Annotated in this window: 11 protein-coding genes; 8 read left to right on the top strand and 3 right to left on the bottom strand. The window is 63.6% G+C overall.

The window, feature by feature from the left end:
* Window positions 1–189: 189 nt before the first annotated feature.
* Window positions 190–459, top strand: coding sequence for a hypothetical protein (locus tag FHW92_RS06605; protein WP_168602464.1), 270 nt, complete (start codon window positions 190–192; stop codon window positions 457–459).
* 16 nt (window positions 460–475) lie between these two features.
* On the opposite strand, the gene FHW92_RS06600 is transcribed toward FHW92_RS06605, so the two are convergent.
* Entirely contained in the window at window positions 476–2,491 is a 2,016-nt protein-coding gene (locus FHW92_RS06600; protein ID WP_168602463.1) for a hypothetical protein, read from the bottom strand.
* 48 nt (window positions 2,492–2,539) lie between these two features.
* Here FHW92_RS06600 and FHW92_RS06595 point away from each other — a divergent pair, with 48 nt between their 5' ends.
* Both FHW92_RS06595 and FHW92_RS06590 read left to right on the top strand, forming a co-directional pair.
* Window positions 2,540–2,944 carry a thioredoxin family protein gene (locus tag FHW92_RS06595; protein ID WP_168602462.1) on the top strand — a complete coding sequence of 135 codons (405 nt, stop codon included), beginning with the start codon at window positions 2,540–2,542 and terminating at the stop codon, window positions 2,942–2,944.
* Between the two features lie 322 nt (window positions 2,945–3,266).
* Window positions 3,267–4,184 (top strand): LysR family transcriptional regulator, encoded by a 918-nt coding sequence (locus FHW92_RS06590; protein WP_246869977.1) that lies wholly within the window; start codon window positions 3,267–3,269, stop codon window positions 4,182–4,184.
* Here the strand turns inward: FHW92_RS06590 and FHW92_RS06585 are convergent.
* Window positions 4,174–5,388, bottom strand: coding sequence for a cation:dicarboxylase symporter family transporter (locus FHW92_RS06585; RefSeq protein ID WP_168602461.1), 1,215 nt, complete (start codon window positions 5,386–5,388; stop codon window positions 4,174–4,176). The genes FHW92_RS06590 and FHW92_RS06585 overlap by 11 nt on opposite strands.
* 168 nt (window positions 5,389–5,556) lie before the next feature.
* Here FHW92_RS06585 and FHW92_RS06580 point away from each other — a divergent pair, with 168 nt between their 5' ends.
* The 5 genes from FHW92_RS06580 (at window position 5,557) to FHW92_RS06560 (ending at window position 12,362) form a co-directional block, all read left to right on the top strand.
* Window positions 5,557–6,429, top strand: a complete 873-nt coding sequence (locus tag FHW92_RS06580) for a substrate-binding domain-containing protein (protein ID WP_246869976.1) — start codon at window positions 5,557–5,559, stop codon at window positions 6,427–6,429.
* Window positions 6,426–7,736: an MFS transporter gene (locus tag FHW92_RS06575; RefSeq protein ID WP_168602460.1), complete on the top strand. Its 1,311-nt coding sequence runs from the start codon at window positions 6,426–6,428 to the stop codon at window positions 7,734–7,736. The genes FHW92_RS06580 and FHW92_RS06575 overlap by 4 nt, the downstream gene beginning before the upstream one ends.
* Window positions 7,737–7,771: 35 nt before the next feature.
* A complete protein-coding gene (locus FHW92_RS06570; RefSeq protein WP_168602459.1) occupies window positions 7,772–10,633 on the top strand; it encodes a TonB-dependent receptor in 2,862 nt (953 codons plus the stop codon).
* Window positions 10,634–10,693: 60 nt separating this feature from the next.
* Entirely contained in the window at window positions 10,694–10,903 is a 210-nt protein-coding gene (locus FHW92_RS06565; protein WP_168602458.1) for a hypothetical protein, read from the top strand.
* A gap of 85 nt (window positions 10,904–10,988) precedes the next feature.
* Window positions 10,989–12,362 (top strand): MFS transporter, encoded by a 1,374-nt coding sequence (locus tag FHW92_RS06560; protein WP_168602457.1) that lies wholly within the window; start codon window positions 10,989–10,991, stop codon window positions 12,360–12,362.
* Window positions 12,363–12,781: 419 nt separating this feature from the next.
* Here FHW92_RS06560 and FHW92_RS06555 read toward each other — a convergent pair whose 3' ends face one another.
* Window positions 12,782–15,715 (bottom strand): TonB-dependent receptor, encoded by a 2,934-nt coding sequence (locus FHW92_RS06555; RefSeq protein WP_168602456.1) that lies wholly within the window; start codon window positions 15,713–15,715, stop codon window positions 12,782–12,784.
* Window positions 15,716–15,798: the final 83 nt, after the last annotated feature.

Genomic DNA, 15,798 nt, shown 5'->3' with positions numbered 1-15,798 from the left:
GACTCCCTCGTGGTATAAAGAGAAAAGACCCCCATCCTGGACGGGCGGCCCGCAAGGTCGCCCGTCTTTTTGCGTCCGCCGATCATCGCCGGTTTTATGCAGACTTCACGCAATTGCGCCCAGCTTCGCGTAGAGGCTTAACGCCCATCAGGCTTAGGGATGGCCCTGCTCAAAGGCAGGAATTGTCCGATGTCGCCCATCTATCGCTTTTTGAAATTCGCCCCCGGCCCGCGCGCTGATCGCGCCTTGCGGCTGACGGGGCTGGTCTTGCTGGCTTTGGCGGCGGGGCTGGCGCGGATGCTCTTTATCGGGCGCCATGCCCTGCCGCCCCACCCCGGTTCCCCCTGGGAAATGGCCGTTGCGATGGGCGCGGTGCTGCTGTTCTGGGCGGGCAATGTGCTGGCGATGGCGGGCGATGCCCTGCTGCGCCCTATGGCGCGCCCTCCTCGCCCGCTTTGAACCGGCTGTCCGATCCTCAACTCTTGGGCTTGATCACTTTGACCGTGTTTATATTGCCTGGGATCACAAAACGCACGAAATCGCTGCTGGCGCTGCATGCCGCGCCGCGTTCGGGGCGATAGCTGGACTGATAACGCACCCCGGTAAACATATCGCGCGCCGCATCGGTAAACACAAAGGGCGGATAGGCGATCACCGTGCGGACTTGCGCGGTATGGCCATCGGCCTGAATGTCGAATTCGGTGCGCGCCCATCCCTCGAAGCCATAGCGCAGCGCCTCGGTCGGGAAATGCGATGGCGCGCTGTTGCTATTGGTCAACGCCGGGCGCGGGCCGATCAAGGCGCACTGCTCCTGTGTCAGACCGGTGGTGGCGAACCATTGCCCGGCCTTGTCCAGATCGCCGCTGCGCGCCGCCTCATTGGCCAGCCGCAATTGCGCGAACTGGCGCAGGGGGTGATGTTCTGCAAGCCGCTGGTCCTGCGCCACGCGGATCAGGGCGGCCTGGATGCGCTCGGCCTGACTGCTGCGTGCGCGGGCCGGCGCCCCTATCAACAGCGCGGTGTCCTGCGCCAGAGCATCCTGCGCCAACGCTGGATCATCGGCCAGCGCCAGCAACTGATCCATCGCCACCCGCTCGCTATCCTCCCCTTTATGACCCGTTTGGGGCCGCGAGGATTCGAGCAGCACCAGCGCAGCATGTGCAGCCTCGGCAGGAATGGCCCGCGATCCGCCCCGCGCCAGCACCAGCCCGCGCTCAATCGAAGCCTGCCGGTCCTGTGCCCCGCGCAGATCGACCAGCGCCAGTCGCACAAGCGCCGCCAGTTCGGCATCCTCCTTGCCCGCCTTCTGCGCCGCCTCGGCCGCCGCGAGCCAGCGCGACCATGGCAGCCCATCCGACGCAGGCGCCCATTGCGAAAATCGGGTCAGCAGCGGATTGAGCGCGGAAATACCGCCTGTACCTTCCGCGCGGGTACACACGATCTCGACCCGCGTGGCGATGCGAAAGAACTCAGGAATGCGCGCGGCATCTTCGCGCGGCCATACCCATTGCTGTACCGCACGGGCAAAGGCGGAGGCTTTGGCATAGGAGCCATTGGCATAAACGGTCCGCGCGCTTTCCACCTGCCCCTGACCGCTGATGGTGAATTCAACCACGGCGCGATCCTCCGGCTCCAGCCCGGTGTCGGGGCCGCACATCGGGGGTTCCATTTGCCCCGCCTTGGTAAAGAGGGATTTTTCCAGCCTGCCTGCGCCGGATGCGGCCATAAAGCTATAGGCCGTCTCGCGGTCCTTCGTCAGCATAGCCGCCTGCGCCAGATCGGCGCGCAGCAGCGCCTCCTCGACCGAAAGGCGGCCATTGGTGCCGGGGCTGAGCTTGAGGGCCTGCTCCAGCGCCGCCCGCCCTTCCTTGACCCGGCCATGATTGAGCAGGATGCGCCCCTTCATCATCTGCCACATCGCCTGTGCATGTTTGTCCGGCTTGGCCTCGGCCGAGGCCAGCGCATAGCCTTCCTCCACCGTGTCCAGCGCCTGATTTCCGCTGTCGAAACTGGTCAGTTGCGCCAGCCACATCAACGTCTGCGACCGCTCCTGACCTTTCAACAGCGCCAGCGCGGCCTTGTAATGGGCCAGCGCCGTATCGTGGTCCCACCGCGCCGCAGCCAGATTGCCCAATCTTTGTTCGACGCGCACCACCTCATTGGCGAATTCCTCCCCCGCGCGGGTCAATTGAGGCAGGCCTTGCTGCACCATAAGCTCGCCCTGCGCGGTTTGCCCTGTGGCGATCAGGCAATCGCCACGCCGCACGGCAATCGCGGCATAGGGCAAAGTGCCCGGCCTGATGCGCGGATCATCGGCCAGTTGCGCAAAGATCGGCAAAGCCTTGACGCAATCATTGTTCGCCCATGCGTCGGTGGCGGCATTGAACAGCGATTGAAGGTCGGGCTTGGCAGCGGGTGCGATTTGCGCGCAAAGCGGCGCCCCCATTTGCAGAACCAGCGCAGCGCCCAGAGCAATACGTGAGATCTGCAAGACATCCTCCCGATTTACACAACCCATTCATGGGCATAGTAAGTAGCGATGCGCAAACTGTCTATCGCCCTATGCGGAGCTTTTCTGACTGCCCTCCCGGTGAAAGCGCAGGCGCCATCGGGCGGCGGACAGGTCATTTTGCTGGGTGCGCGCTGGTGTGCGCCCTGCATGGCCGAATGGCGCGATCTGGCCGTTTTGGTGGCGGCGGCAAAGCCCGATCAGGTGGTACTGGCATGGGTGGACCGGCCGATTCCACCGCCTCCCGCGCTGGCCGGTCAGGTGGCCGTCATGCCCCACGCTCAGGCGCAGGAACTGGCGCAGCGTCTGGGCGGCGAGGGTTTTGGCCTGCCCATGGCCGCCTATGTCCCGGCGGGCCAGCGCCCCTGCGCCCCGTGGCGCGCGCCTCTGCGGCCCAAGGATCTGGAGTCGCTGCGCAAATTGTGCGGCCGGTGACCGGAATTCATCAACCCTCGCCGTCAAGCTGCGCCTGCGCTGGCGGGCAGGCCCAAACATAAAGACGCAGCATCCATAGGTTCCCTGCGGGGAAAGCGGGGGCGGCCTGGCCGACATTGAAACGCGCAGATTCCGATCGACCCGTCCGCAAGTCTCCCACTTTTCTAGAACCTTGGGCAAGGATCCACCCCTGCCCCTACCCCATGCATGACACGCGGGCTCTTCAATTGAGCCAAAGACTGGCCCATAGAAAGGAGGAACCGCCCTGTGAGGCTGTTCACAGTTTCTCGATGCGCGCAGCACCATAATCAGACAGGCCGGTATGACCTTTCCAATCCCGATGAACTGCGAATTGCTGGACCTGCGCGCGCTGGTGGCGGTAGCGGATGGGCGCAGCTTCATGCGCGCGGCGCAACAGTTGAACCTGTCCCAGCCCGCGCTCAGCCGCCGGATCCAGAAACTGGAACAGGCGGTCGGCACGGTTCTGGTCGAGCGGACCACGCGGACCGTGCGGTTGACAGCGGCGGGTGCGCAGGTGGTGCCGCTGATACGCCGGATGCTGCAGGAAATCGACGGCTCGCTCGTCGGCCTGATGGCGCAGGGCGAACGTGCGGCGGGCCGCATCACATTGGCCAGTATCCCAAGCGCCACGGTGCAGTTCCTGCCCGAAGTGCTGCAACGCTTTTCGCTCGATTATCGCAACACCCGCGTGCGCATCCTCGACCTTTCCGCCGGGGAATGCGCCGAAGCGGTGCGCACCGGCGAAGCCGAATTCGGCCTGTCTTTGCCGGTCGGGCCGGATTCCGATCTTGCCTATACATCGCTGCATGACGATCCCTATGGGCTGGTGTGCCGCAAGGATGATCCGCTTGCGGCCAAAGGCGAGGTCGGCTGGGCCGATCTGGTGGATCGCCGGTTGGTGACGGTCCACCGGGCCAGCGGCAACCGCACCACGCTGGAGGCGGGATTGGCCGCCCAAGGCATCAATCTGAGCTGGTTTTACGAAGTCACGCGCCTGACATCGGCGCTGGCGCTGGCGGATGCCGGACTGGGGCCATCGGTGCTGCCGCAACTGGCCTGCGCGGGGCCTGAGGCGGGTAATCTGGTCTGGCGCCCGCTCAGGGACCCTGTGATTTTCCGGAGCATCGGGCTGCTGCAAAGGCCCGGCGCGCAATTGTCGCCCGCCTGCGCCCGGCTGGTCAGCCTGCTGTCCGAGGCTTGGACAAAGGCTAAAGCGTAAAGCGCCCGCCGTTCCATCGCGCCACCAGCAAGGTAGCGCTGATATTCGCCACGCCGCTGGTCAGGGCGCGCAGGGTAGAGAGAATGCGATCCACCGCAATCAGCATGGCCGCCGCCGCCACGGGCACATCGGGCAGCAGCGAAAGCGTGAGCAAAAGCGCGGAAAAGCCGCTGCCGATCACCCCGGCCGCGGCCTTGGATGTCACCAGCATGACCAGCAGATAGAGCGCGATCCGCTCGGGCGGCAGGGGGATATTCAGCGCCTCGGACAGAAACAGCGTGGCGACGATCAGATAGACCGCTGTCCCAGCCAGATTGAGCGTATAGCCCACCGGCATCACCAGGCCGACCACCGCCGGATCGCCGCCCATGCCTTCCAGCTTGGACATCAGACGGGGCAGCACCACCTCGCTTGACGAGGTGCCCGCGATGATCAGCATTTCATCCCGGAAATGCCGCAGCAGGGCAAACGGGCGCAGGCCTGTGCGCGCATGGACCACCAGCAGCAAGGCCGCCATCAGCCCAAGGCAGGCCAGCGCCAAAGTGGCCACCAGCAGGCCCAGCGAACTGATGAAACCAATGCCATAGGCCCCCACCGTATAGGCGATCGCCCCGAAAGCGCCGATCGGCGCCACCCGCAGCAGGAAACCTACGATGGCAAACTGCAATTGGGCCAGAACGCGCAAGCCCCGGACAATGGGCTCGCCCGCCGCGCCGATATGGATCAGCCCAAAGCCCACCAGACCCGCGATGAAAAGCACGGGCAGAATGTCTCCGGCGGTAAAAGCGGAAAAGAAGGTTTCCGGCACCATGCGCAGCAGAAATTCGCCCGGCCCATTGATGGGCGCTCCGGCCAGTTGGTGATGCAGATCGACGCCGCCGGCCACCAGCGGGGGAACCTGAAGACCGGCGCCCGGACGCAGCAGGCTCGCCACCAGCAGGCCCATCAGCAGCGCGCCGACGGTGATCGCGGCAAACACGATCAGCGCCCGCACCACCGTGGTGCCCGTGCGCACCGCCCCGCCATGCAGCACGATGCCATCCACGATGGTGCAGAACAGGATCGGGGGCACCATCATCCGCATCGTCTTGACAAAAGCAATGCCCAGCGGCCCCAGCTCCACGCCCAGCCGCGGCCAGAAATAGCCCACGACGATACCGGCCAGCGCCCCCAGCACAACCTGCACATAAAGATGACGCAGCACTCTTCATCCCCCCGGCTATTTATGCGCCTAACGCATTACGTGCGCCAATAATTGCATTTGATAAATATATGTCCGGTTGCTTCTATAGTCAAACACAGGCGGGCGCCATCTTGCGTCCGGCCAAAGGCAAAAACGCCCAAAGAGGCGATCCAAGGGAGCGAGGCTGTCATGCACCGGCTGATGAATAGCGATGCGCGGACCGGCGCGGGCGAACCTGCCTCGCGGCTTCGCCGGGGCGTCGTGCTGGGGCTTGTGCTGGCCCCGCTGCTGGCCGCTTGCCACAATCCGACCGCGCGCGCGCCATCCGCCGTGCCTGTCGCCGCAAACGAACTGCATGTGTTGACCTCGGGCGGGTTCAACGCCGCCTTTGACGTGCTGGCCGCGCAATACACGGCCCAAACCGGCACAAGGATCGTCATTGGCCATGGCCCCTCGATGGGCGCAACGGCCAATGCCATCCCGGCCCGGCTGGCCCGCGGCGAGGATGCCGATGTCGTTATCCTCGCCCGCTCGGCCCTCGACGCGCTGACGGCGCAGGGCAGGATTACACAGGGCACCTCGGTGGATCTGGCGCTGTCCAAAATCGCCGTGGCGGTGCGGGAAGGCGCCCCCGCGCCAGACATTTCCACCCCGCAGGCCCTGCGCCAGACGCTGATCGCGGCCCCCTCGGTGGCATGGTCCGACAGTGCCAGCGGCGTCTATATCCAGACCACCATGCTCGACAGGCTTGGCGTGGCCGACATTGTCCGGCCCAAGGGTCGCATGATCCCCGCGACGCCCGTGGGCGAAATCGTGGCGCGCGGCGAGGCCCAGATCGGTTTTCAGCAATTGTCCGAACTCAAACCCGTCAAAGGCATCCGCATCATCGGCCTTGTGCCCGACGAGCTCCAGAAAGTGACCGCTTTTTCGGGTGGCGTCGTGGCCAGTTCGCCCCGGCAACAGGCTGCCCGCAGCCTGCTCGATTTCCTGTCCTCTTCCAAGGCCGAAGCCGCCATCCGCGCCAGCGGCATGGAGCCGGCATCGCAGAAGGTAACGCCATGAACACGTCATCCACCCTCTCGGCAGACCGTATTGCAGATGCCGGGGCCGCGCGCGGCAAATCGGCCTTCAAATCGATCTTCATCGTGGCCAGCGGCAATTTCCTTGAAATGTTCGATTTCATGGTTTTCGGCTATTACGCCACCTATATTTCCAAGGCATTTTTCCCCACGGGCAGCGAATTTGCCTCGCTCCTGCTGACGCTGATGACCTTTGGCGCGGGCTTTTTGATGCGGCCGGTGGGGGCGCTGGTGCTGGGGGCCTATGTCGACCGCCATGGCCGCCGCAAGGGGCTGCTGCTGACGCTTGGCCTGATGGCGGTGGGCACATTGGCGATTGCCGTCACCCCCACCTATGCCCAGATCGGTCTGGCCGCACCACTCATCATTCTGGCCGGGCGACTGGTCCAGGGTCTCTCGGCCGGGGTCGAGGTGGGCGGGGTTTCGGTCTATCTCAACGAAATCGCCCCGCCCCATCGCAAGGGTTTCTTCACCGCGTGGCAATCGGCCAGCCAACAGGCGGCGGTGGTCTTTGCCGCGCTCATCGGGCTGCTGGTTTCCTCCAGCCTGTCGCCCGAAACCATGCAGGACTGGGGCTGGCGCGTGCCCTTCGTGATCGGCTGCGCGATGATCCCCTTCCTGTTCCTGATCCGCCGCCATGTCGAGGAAACCGACGCCTTTCTCAACCGCAAGGAACATCCGCAGATCGGCCAGATCATGCGCATGATCGGCAGCAACTGGGGTCTTGTCCTGCAGGGCACGTTGATGGCGGTGATGACGACGGTGTTCTTCTATATGGTCACCGCCTACACCCCCACCTATGGCAGCAAGGTGCTCAAGCTTGGCCCGGGCGAAAGCCTGTTCATCACGGCCTGTGTGGGCATCACCAATTTCGTGCTGCTGCCGGTTATGGGGGCGCTGTCGGACCGTATCGGCCGCCGTCCTCTGCTGATCGGGGCCACCGCGCTGGCGGCTGTGATGACCTATCCCCTTATGGTCTGGCTGGTGGCCAGCCCCAGCTTTGGCGGGTTGCTGACCGCCGAACTGCTGATGGCGGCGGTCTATGCCACCTACAACGGGGCCTTCATCGTCTATCTCACCGAGGTGATCCCCGCACACGTCCGCACGGTCGGCTTCAGCCTCGCCTACAGCATGGCCACGGCGATCTTCGGTGGCTTCACCCCGGCGATCTGCACCGCATTGATCGAGGCGACCGGCGACAAGGCCATTCCGGGCGCATGGTGCGCGGCGGCCGCTCTGCTTTCCCTGCTGGCCTTGCTGATCGGTGGCAGGCTCAATCGTCAGGCATAAAATTTCAATAATTATATAAGTTTAGGGAGATGAAAGTGACCAACACCAACGCGAAAAGCAAATTCATCCAGGGGGCGGCGCTGATGCCGGTTGCCATGGTCCTGCTGATGGCGGCCCCCGCGCTGGCCCAGCAGGCGGACCCGGCGCCCGCCGCAACCCTCCCCGCCGAAACGCCCCCGGCGGCCGAAACCGCCCCCGCCAGCCCCGCTGACGCCGCGATCGTCGTAACCGGCAGCCGCGTCGCCACCGGCTTTAAGGCACCCACCCCAGTCACCATCACCACCACCGAGCAGTTGCGCGCCTCGGCCCCGACCAATCTGGCCGATGGCCTCAACCAATTGCCGGTCTTCAACGGCAGCACCAAGACATCCAGCCCCTCGACCACCAACAGCCGGGGCGGCAACAGCGGCCAGAACCTGCTCAACCTGCGCGGACTGGGCGCCCAGCGCACGCTGGTCCTGCTGGACGGCCGCCGCATGCCCGCCACCAACAGCGGCGGTTCGGTCGATATCAACATCCTGCCCCAGGGCCTGATCAGCCGGGTGGATGTGGTGACGGGCGGCGCATCGGCGGCCTATGGTTCGGACGCGGTGGCCGGCGTGGTCAACTTTGTGCTCGACACCAAATTCAAGGGCTTCAAGGCCGAGGTGCTGGGCGGTGTGTCGGGCCATGGCGATCTGCCCTCGGTGGGCGGATCGGTGGCCTATGGCGTATCGGCGGCCGATGACCGCCTCCACTTCATTGCGGGGGCCGATTATTTCCATCAGGATGGCCTGCGCGCCGATCAGAACACCGGGCGGGCATGGTTTGACAACAATGCGGGCCTCATCGCCAACCCCGCGACCGGCGCCTTCCCGCGCAACCTTGTCATCCCCTCGATCCGCAGTTCGGCGGGCACCTATGGCGGGCTGATCTCTTCCGGGCCGCTCAAGGGCACGCAGTTCCTGCCCGGCGGCGTTTCGGCGCCCTTCAATTACGGGACCAACACCGGCACAGCCTTTCAAAGCGGCGGAGACGGGGCGCGGGCGAATATCGGCCTGATGCCCACGCAAACCCGCTATAACGCCTTTGCCCGTGCCGAATTCGACCTTTCCCCCGCCACCACTATCTTTGCCGAGGGGCTTTACGCCAACAGCCACACCACCCAGGGCGCCTTTGTCAGCCAGAACACCGGATCGAGCGCGGCCTATACGATCTATCGCGACAATGCCTATCTGCCGCCTGACGTTCTGGCGCGGATGGTGACGGCCGGTGTCCAGTCGTTCCAGATGGGCCGGTTTGAGGGCGAATTGCCGCTGTCGGAAAATGAATCGAAGATCAGCGTCTATCACGGATCGCTGGGCGTGCGCGGTGCGCTGGGCGGATCATGGAAATATGATGCCAGCTACACCTTCGGCCAGACGGATCAGGAACTGCGCTCCAACCACCTGACCATCGCGCGCAATCTCTATGCCTCGGCCGACGCGGTGCGCGATCCGGTGTCGGGGCGGATCGTCTGCCGTTCAACGCTCGCCGGGCTCGATCCGGGCTGTACGCCGCGCAACCTGTTCGGTCCGCAGGCCGCCAATCAGGCCATCACCGATTATGTGACGGGCGACAATGTGCTCAACCTGCGCCTGCGCCAGCAGGTTGTGTCGGCCAACATTCGCGGCGATCTGGGCGACAAGATCCAGTTGGCCGGGCCGATCGCGGTGGCCGCCGGTTTGGAATACCGCAAGGAAACCGCCAACCAGACCACCGACGCGCTGTCGCCCACTCGCATTGATTTCACCGGCATCCGGGGCGGCCCTTCGGCGCTCAACGGCCGTCAGGGGCCCTATCGCTTCTTCAACCCCCTGCCCTTTTCCGGCCAGTATGACATCCGCGAAGGCTATCTCGAAGTCGCCGTGCCGGTGCTCAAGGATGTGCCCTTTGCCCGTTCGCTCGATCTGAACGGCGCGGTGCGCTATGCCGATTACAGCACCTCGGGCGGGGTGACGACATGGAAGCTGGGCGGCAGCTGGCAGATCAATCAGGCGCTGCGTTTGCGCGGCACGGTCTCGCGCGATATCCGTGCGCCCAATCTGCTCGAACTCTACAATCCGGCCACCCAGCTTAACGGCAATGTGGTGTATAACGGCGTCCAGACCGCGCAGGTCAATTTCGCCACCGGCAACCCCAACCTGCGGCCCGAAAAGGCGCTGACCACCACCTTTGGCGCCGTGTTCCAGCCCGACTGGCTGCCCGGCTTCTCGGCTTCGGTCGATTATTACAAGATCAAGCTGGACGATGCCATCACCACCCTGACCGAACAGCGCGTGGTGGATGAATGCGCGGCGGGCAATCAGGTGCAATGCGCCAATATCACCGTGCTGCCCTCCGGTTCGCTCAGCATCCAGCGGCCCAACCTCAATCTGGCCGCGCAGACCGTGGCCGGGATCGATTTCGAACTGGGTTACAAAACCACGCTGGCGGGCGGCAAGCTGAACCTGCGCCTGGTGGGCAACCATGGGCTGCAGAACAACTCGCAATCGCCCGGTTCGCCGGTGCTGGAAGGGCTCGGGGAAACCACCACGCCCAAATGGAGCGGCGTGGCGCAGGCCACCTGGACCAAGGGCGATCTCTCGCTCTTCGTGCAGGAGCGCTTTATCAGTGCGGCCAAGCTGCGCGCGGATTGGGTTGAAGGAGTTGACGTGAACATCAACCACACACCCGCCGTGTTCTACACCAATGTGACGGGCACCTATAATCTCCATCTGGGCGGCGGCAATCAGCAGATCTATCTGTCGGTCGCCAATCTGTTCGATCGCGATCCTCCGCTCTCGCCGCCCCCCGTCACCACCTTCACCACGGCAGCCAGCAGCGCCTATGACCCCATCGGTCGCTATATGACCATGGGTGTGCGGGTCAGCTTCTGATTGAGCCGTCGGCGGGGGCCGGCCCTCACCGGCCCCCGCCATACACATGGGAGGCAAGCGATGAATGAGCCTTTGCCCAAGCATCAACGGGTCGTGCCACTGGACCTGGTGGAGCGCATGGCACAGCATCTGAACCGCCAGTCGCGCGATGAACTGATGGATCGCTATGGCATCAGCTACAACACATGGCGCAAATTGCGGGCGGGCGATCCTATCTGCGCCTCGGTGGCAGAGCGGCTGGAGCAGCGGGTCAGGCAGAATTTGGCCTGATACCGCCCTCTCATGTTGACGTGCGGGGTTGCGCATTGCAGGCGAACGCGATCATACGGTCCGCTTGATCGAAAGGACATGCAGCATGGACCTGCCGGCGGGCAAGCCGCGCAACTTTCGTCTGATCGCGCTGGTGATCGCCTCGGCGCTGTTGATGCAGCAACTGGATGCCACGGTGCTGGCCGTTGCCATGCCGGCGATGGCGCGCGATTTGAAAGTGCCTGCCTCGTGGCTCAGCGTGGGCCTGACGTCCTATCTGGTGGCCTTGGCGATTTTCATACCGGCCAGCGGCTATCTGGCGGACCGCTGGGGCGCACGGCGGATTTATTGTGCGGCCATCGTGGTGTTTCTGCTGGGGTCGGTTGGCTGCGCGCAGGTGCAGGGATTGGGCGCGCTGGTCGTGGCGCGCATGGTGCAGGGGTTGGGTGGTGCGCTGATGATGCCGGTGGGGCGTCTGATCCTGATCCGCTGTACCCCGCGCGAAGAACTGATGGCGGCTCTGTCATGGCTGGTGATGCCCGCGCTGGTGGGCCCCATTCTGGGGCCGCCGCTGGGGGGCTTCATCATCACCTGGCTGGACTGGCGCTGGATTTTCTACATCAACCTGCCGGTCGGCGTGTTGGGGCTGGTGCTGGCCCTGTGGCTGATGCCGCCTATGCCCAGTGGCGTCGCCATGCGTTTTGATGGCAAGGGCTTCGTGCTGTCTGGTGCTGCGCTGGGCTGCGGGGTGTTCGGGCTGGAGCTGGTGAGCCGCGCGTGGGGCGGGCCGTTGGCTTGGGCGCTGCTGGCGGCCGGGCTGATGTGGGGATGGAGCTATGTCCGCCATGCGCGCCGGGTTCCGGGCGCCCTTCTGGACCTTTCACTGTTGCGCATTCCCTCGTTTGGACTGTCGGTGGCGGCGGGCAATCTGATCCGTATTGCACAGGGAGCGCAGCCTTTCCTGCTGGCCTTGATGCTGCAGACCGGGTTCCACCGTTCCGCCGCCGCCGCAGGCGTGATCGCCATGGCGGGTGCGGTGGGAGCCGTAGTGATGAAGCCGCTGGCACCGCGCATCATCGGCCATTTCGGTTATCGCACCAGCCTGAGTGTGGCGGGCATCATCTCCAGCATCGGCTATGGCGCGCTGGCCTTTTGGCAGGAGGCCTGGCCAAGCAGCGGGATGATGGCCGTTCTGGCGGCGACCGGCTTTTTCACATCGCTGGGGTTCACCGGATACAACACTGCGGCCTTCCTCAACGTTCCTGCCGAGAGGATGAGTGCGGCCACCAGCCTTTATGCCACGATCCAGCAATTATGCTTTTCGTTAGGGATCTGCATCGCGGGCGTGGTGCTGGAAGTGGTTGGGCATGTCGCGGTGACGGGTGCAAGCGTCATTGGCTATCGCGCCGCCTTCCTCGCCGTCGCTGTGGTTTCAGCTTGGGCGCTTTTGTTCAATATCAGGCTTCTGAACCGGTATTGATCATGAATTGCAGCGAGGTTGGCGTCCATGGCGGCGGGATTGCCGCCGCAAGAGCAATATTCCCACGGCGAATTGGCCTTGTCGGAAGACGTCGTCCATTCACATTCCAACTGGCAATCCTGAAGGCCCCAGGCTGGAACAGACCGTCATATGGGCGCAGACATTCGCGCGCAGGCGGTGATGCGCGGTGGCGCATTGGTCCATGATTTCTGATCCGGGAAACGGGGCGTTGCCTGCAAATGTACAACGCGCCCTCCCCGCCGCGATTTCGGCAACCCCATCGGCAAGCATCTGGCGCAAGCTTTTCTTGAATTCACCACCCGGCCGCAGTTTGGCAAAATAGAGTAAAACGAAGCCCCGGTCCGCCTGTGATGGCGGACCGGGAGCATCTTCCGGCTCATGTCCAAGGCAAGGCGGGATCAGTAGCTGAAGCGGACACCTCCCGTGACACGGGCACCGACCAGATCATAGAAGCTTCCCGAATTGGCGATGGGGTTGATACCTCCCTGAACAACAATCGGTGGAGACTTGTCCAAAATATTATCGCCACGCAGGAACAGTTCCACCTTTTTTCCGGCCGTCGAGATGATTTTATAGGACACCGCCAGATCGAAATAGGAAACCGACGCGATGCTGTTGTTCTCAATGTAATTCGCAACACCGGGCGTGGTCGTTTGCGCCGTCACATCATAAACACCGGGGCCGACATAGCGCCATTGCCCAAACAGATCGAGCGGCCCGCGCGAATAGTTGACGTTGAAAGTATGGCGCCACTTGGGGCTGCCATTGGGGACGCCGTTGAAACCGTTTTGGGAAACTTCGCCCGCGCGATCCACGACTGCGCTGGCAAGCCCGGTGCCCTGATCGATAATCATGGCATTGAGCGCATTGCCCAGAAAACGAAATCCGATCCGCCCGCTACCCAGCGCCCGGTTATAAGCGACCTCCACATCGAGCCCGCGCGTCTTCAGCCTCTGGAGGTTGAAATTGGTGGCAATGATGTTCTTCAAGGAGCCATCCGCATTGCGGTTCACATAATTGCAATAGCTGGTGTCCTTGTTAAAGCCGCCCTGACCATAGCAGAAGTTCAGGATCTGCTGGGCGGTCAGCGAACCGATCACCCCGCCGACCTTGATGTCATAATAATCAAGGGCAATGCGCAGCCCCGGAATGACCGCAGGCTGAAGCGTGACGCCAGCGGTAAACGTATCGGCCCGTTCCGGCTTGAGCGCGGCATTGCCCTGCACCAGCCGCACAGCCTGCACCGAAGCATTGCCATTGCCATAATCCGTCACACCTTCGACAAAGGTCTGGGTGGAGAGGAACAATTCGTTGATGTTGGGCGCGCGGATATCGCGCGAGCGGGTCACGCGGAACATCACCCCTTCGATCGGCTTGACGGTGCCGCCCACCTTCCATGTGGTGACGGTTCCGCTGGTGCTGTAATCGGTCAGGCGGACGGCACCGTTCAGCGCGATGGCATCCGTGCCATGCGATTGCAGCAACGGCACGGCGGCTTCGACAAAGCCCTCCTTTACATCATAATGGCCGTTGATCGGCTTGGGGTTCCCGTAATTGAAACCGCCCGAGGGGAATGTTGCGGTCGATTGGTTCGAGATCGGGTCACTGTTGCCGACGAGGGATTCGCGGCGGATCTCAATGCCGCTCGACATGGCCACCGGCCCTGCCCAGGTCGAGAACGGCTCGCCGCTCAATGAGGCATCGGCAAAGGTTTGCCCCGTGTGGAAGTCGAAGGTCTGTGTGCCCATCACATAGGCCGCCGCCGCGCTGGAGATCGAATTGGTCCCGAACACATTCACCGGAACGCAACCGCCCCCGGCGCCAAAGCCCGCATAGGACGGGTTCGAGGTCATGGCCACATCGGCGGGGTTGGTGGAATTGATGCGGCAGATGATGGTGTTGTTCGGGCCAAGCACGGCATCCTGCGCCGCTTTCCAATTGGCCGAAATCAGGTGATTGACGATTTGCGAATGGTTATCGGTGCGCCCGTAACCGGCGGCCACATTCCATTTCCAGCTCGTGCCGAATTTGCCGTTGAAGCCGCCCACGATGCGCCACGTCTGGTTGTCCGCCGTCAGCGTGGTGCGCCCCAGCTCACTGTTGAAACGGCCGATGTTGTAAGACGCCGTGCCCGCCGGGGTAATCGCCAGCAAGGCTGCGGGGACATAAGGATTGGTCGTCAGGATGTTGATCCCAAGGCCCGCGTTGGGCGAAAACACGTCCAAGGCATTGGTGGACGACTTGGTGCGGCCATAGGACGCCTGCGCCGAAAAATGCACGTCGCTGCCGAGGTCATAATCCAGCGTGCCATAGAGCGTGCCGCGCTGGAGCGGGCTGTTCATGGCCTGCGTGATACCGGGGTTCACCCCCTGCCCGCCGACCTGAAGGTTGGCGTTGTTCTGGATGGGATTGCCCAGCGCGTCGGTACCATAGGCAAACGGCAGAACAGCGCCATTCGCACCAAACTGGATTCCCCGTAATGGATTGCCGACCGGCAGCAGACCGCCAGCGCCGGAAATGACCGTGCCGCCGGGCGCCAGAATGGGCGAGGTCGTGCCCGAGCGCAGATAACGCCCAGCGCCCGCCGCAGGATTGGCCGTGGGGCCGACCACATAGCCCCAACCCTGCGATGCCCAACCGCGGCTGGTGCCATAAAGGTAGTCATAGGATTTGCTGAGTTCGCCGGCCAATTGGACATGGCCTTTGCCATTGGCAAAATCACTGCCACCGGCCAGCGAGAAGGCATATTCGCGGGAATCGCCATGGGTCGATTGGCCATATTGCGCCGTTCCGGTCAGGCCCTGCAGGTTTTTCTTGAGGATGAAATTGGAAACGCCCGCAACCGCATCCGACCCCCAGGCGGCCGAGGCGCCGCCCGTCACCACCTCGATGCGCTCGATCAGACTGGTCGGGATCAGGTTCACGTCGACCAGATTGTTCACCGTCGTGGCAACGAAACGCTGATTGTCCACCAGCACCAGCGTGCGTACCGAACCCAGCCCGCGCAATTGCACATAATTGCCGCCCTGCTGCTGCGAAACGGTTGAGGGTGAAGTGGTCTGGCGCAGCGCTGGCAAAGTGTTGAGAACATCGGTGATGCGCACTGCGGCCTGATGCTCAACCTGTTCGCCGCCCACAACCGTGACCGGCGTCGGCGAGACAAAACCCTGACGCGAGACACGGCTGCCCGTGACGATGATGGAAGGCGCATCGTCATCGGCCTTGGGCGCTTCGTCGGCGGCCATGGCGGGAGCGGCGGCAAGGGCCAGTGCCAGCAGCGATGTGGAAAGCGCAAGGCGGCGAGCCCCGCGAAGCGTGGTGTTTCGTGTCATCGATTTTCTCCCCTGCAAATCCGCCAGTTTTCTTATGTCTGGCATTATCGGGCGGCCGATCCGTGGCCGCGGGTTACTCAACT

This window comes from Novosphingobium sp. SG707 (assembly GCF_012275515.1).
Lineage (GTDB): Bacteria > Pseudomonadota > Alphaproteobacteria > Sphingomonadales > Sphingomonadaceae > Novosphingobium.
Note: the sequence above shows the minus strand (reverse complement) of the source record. Positions and strands in the feature narration are given on the sequence as shown.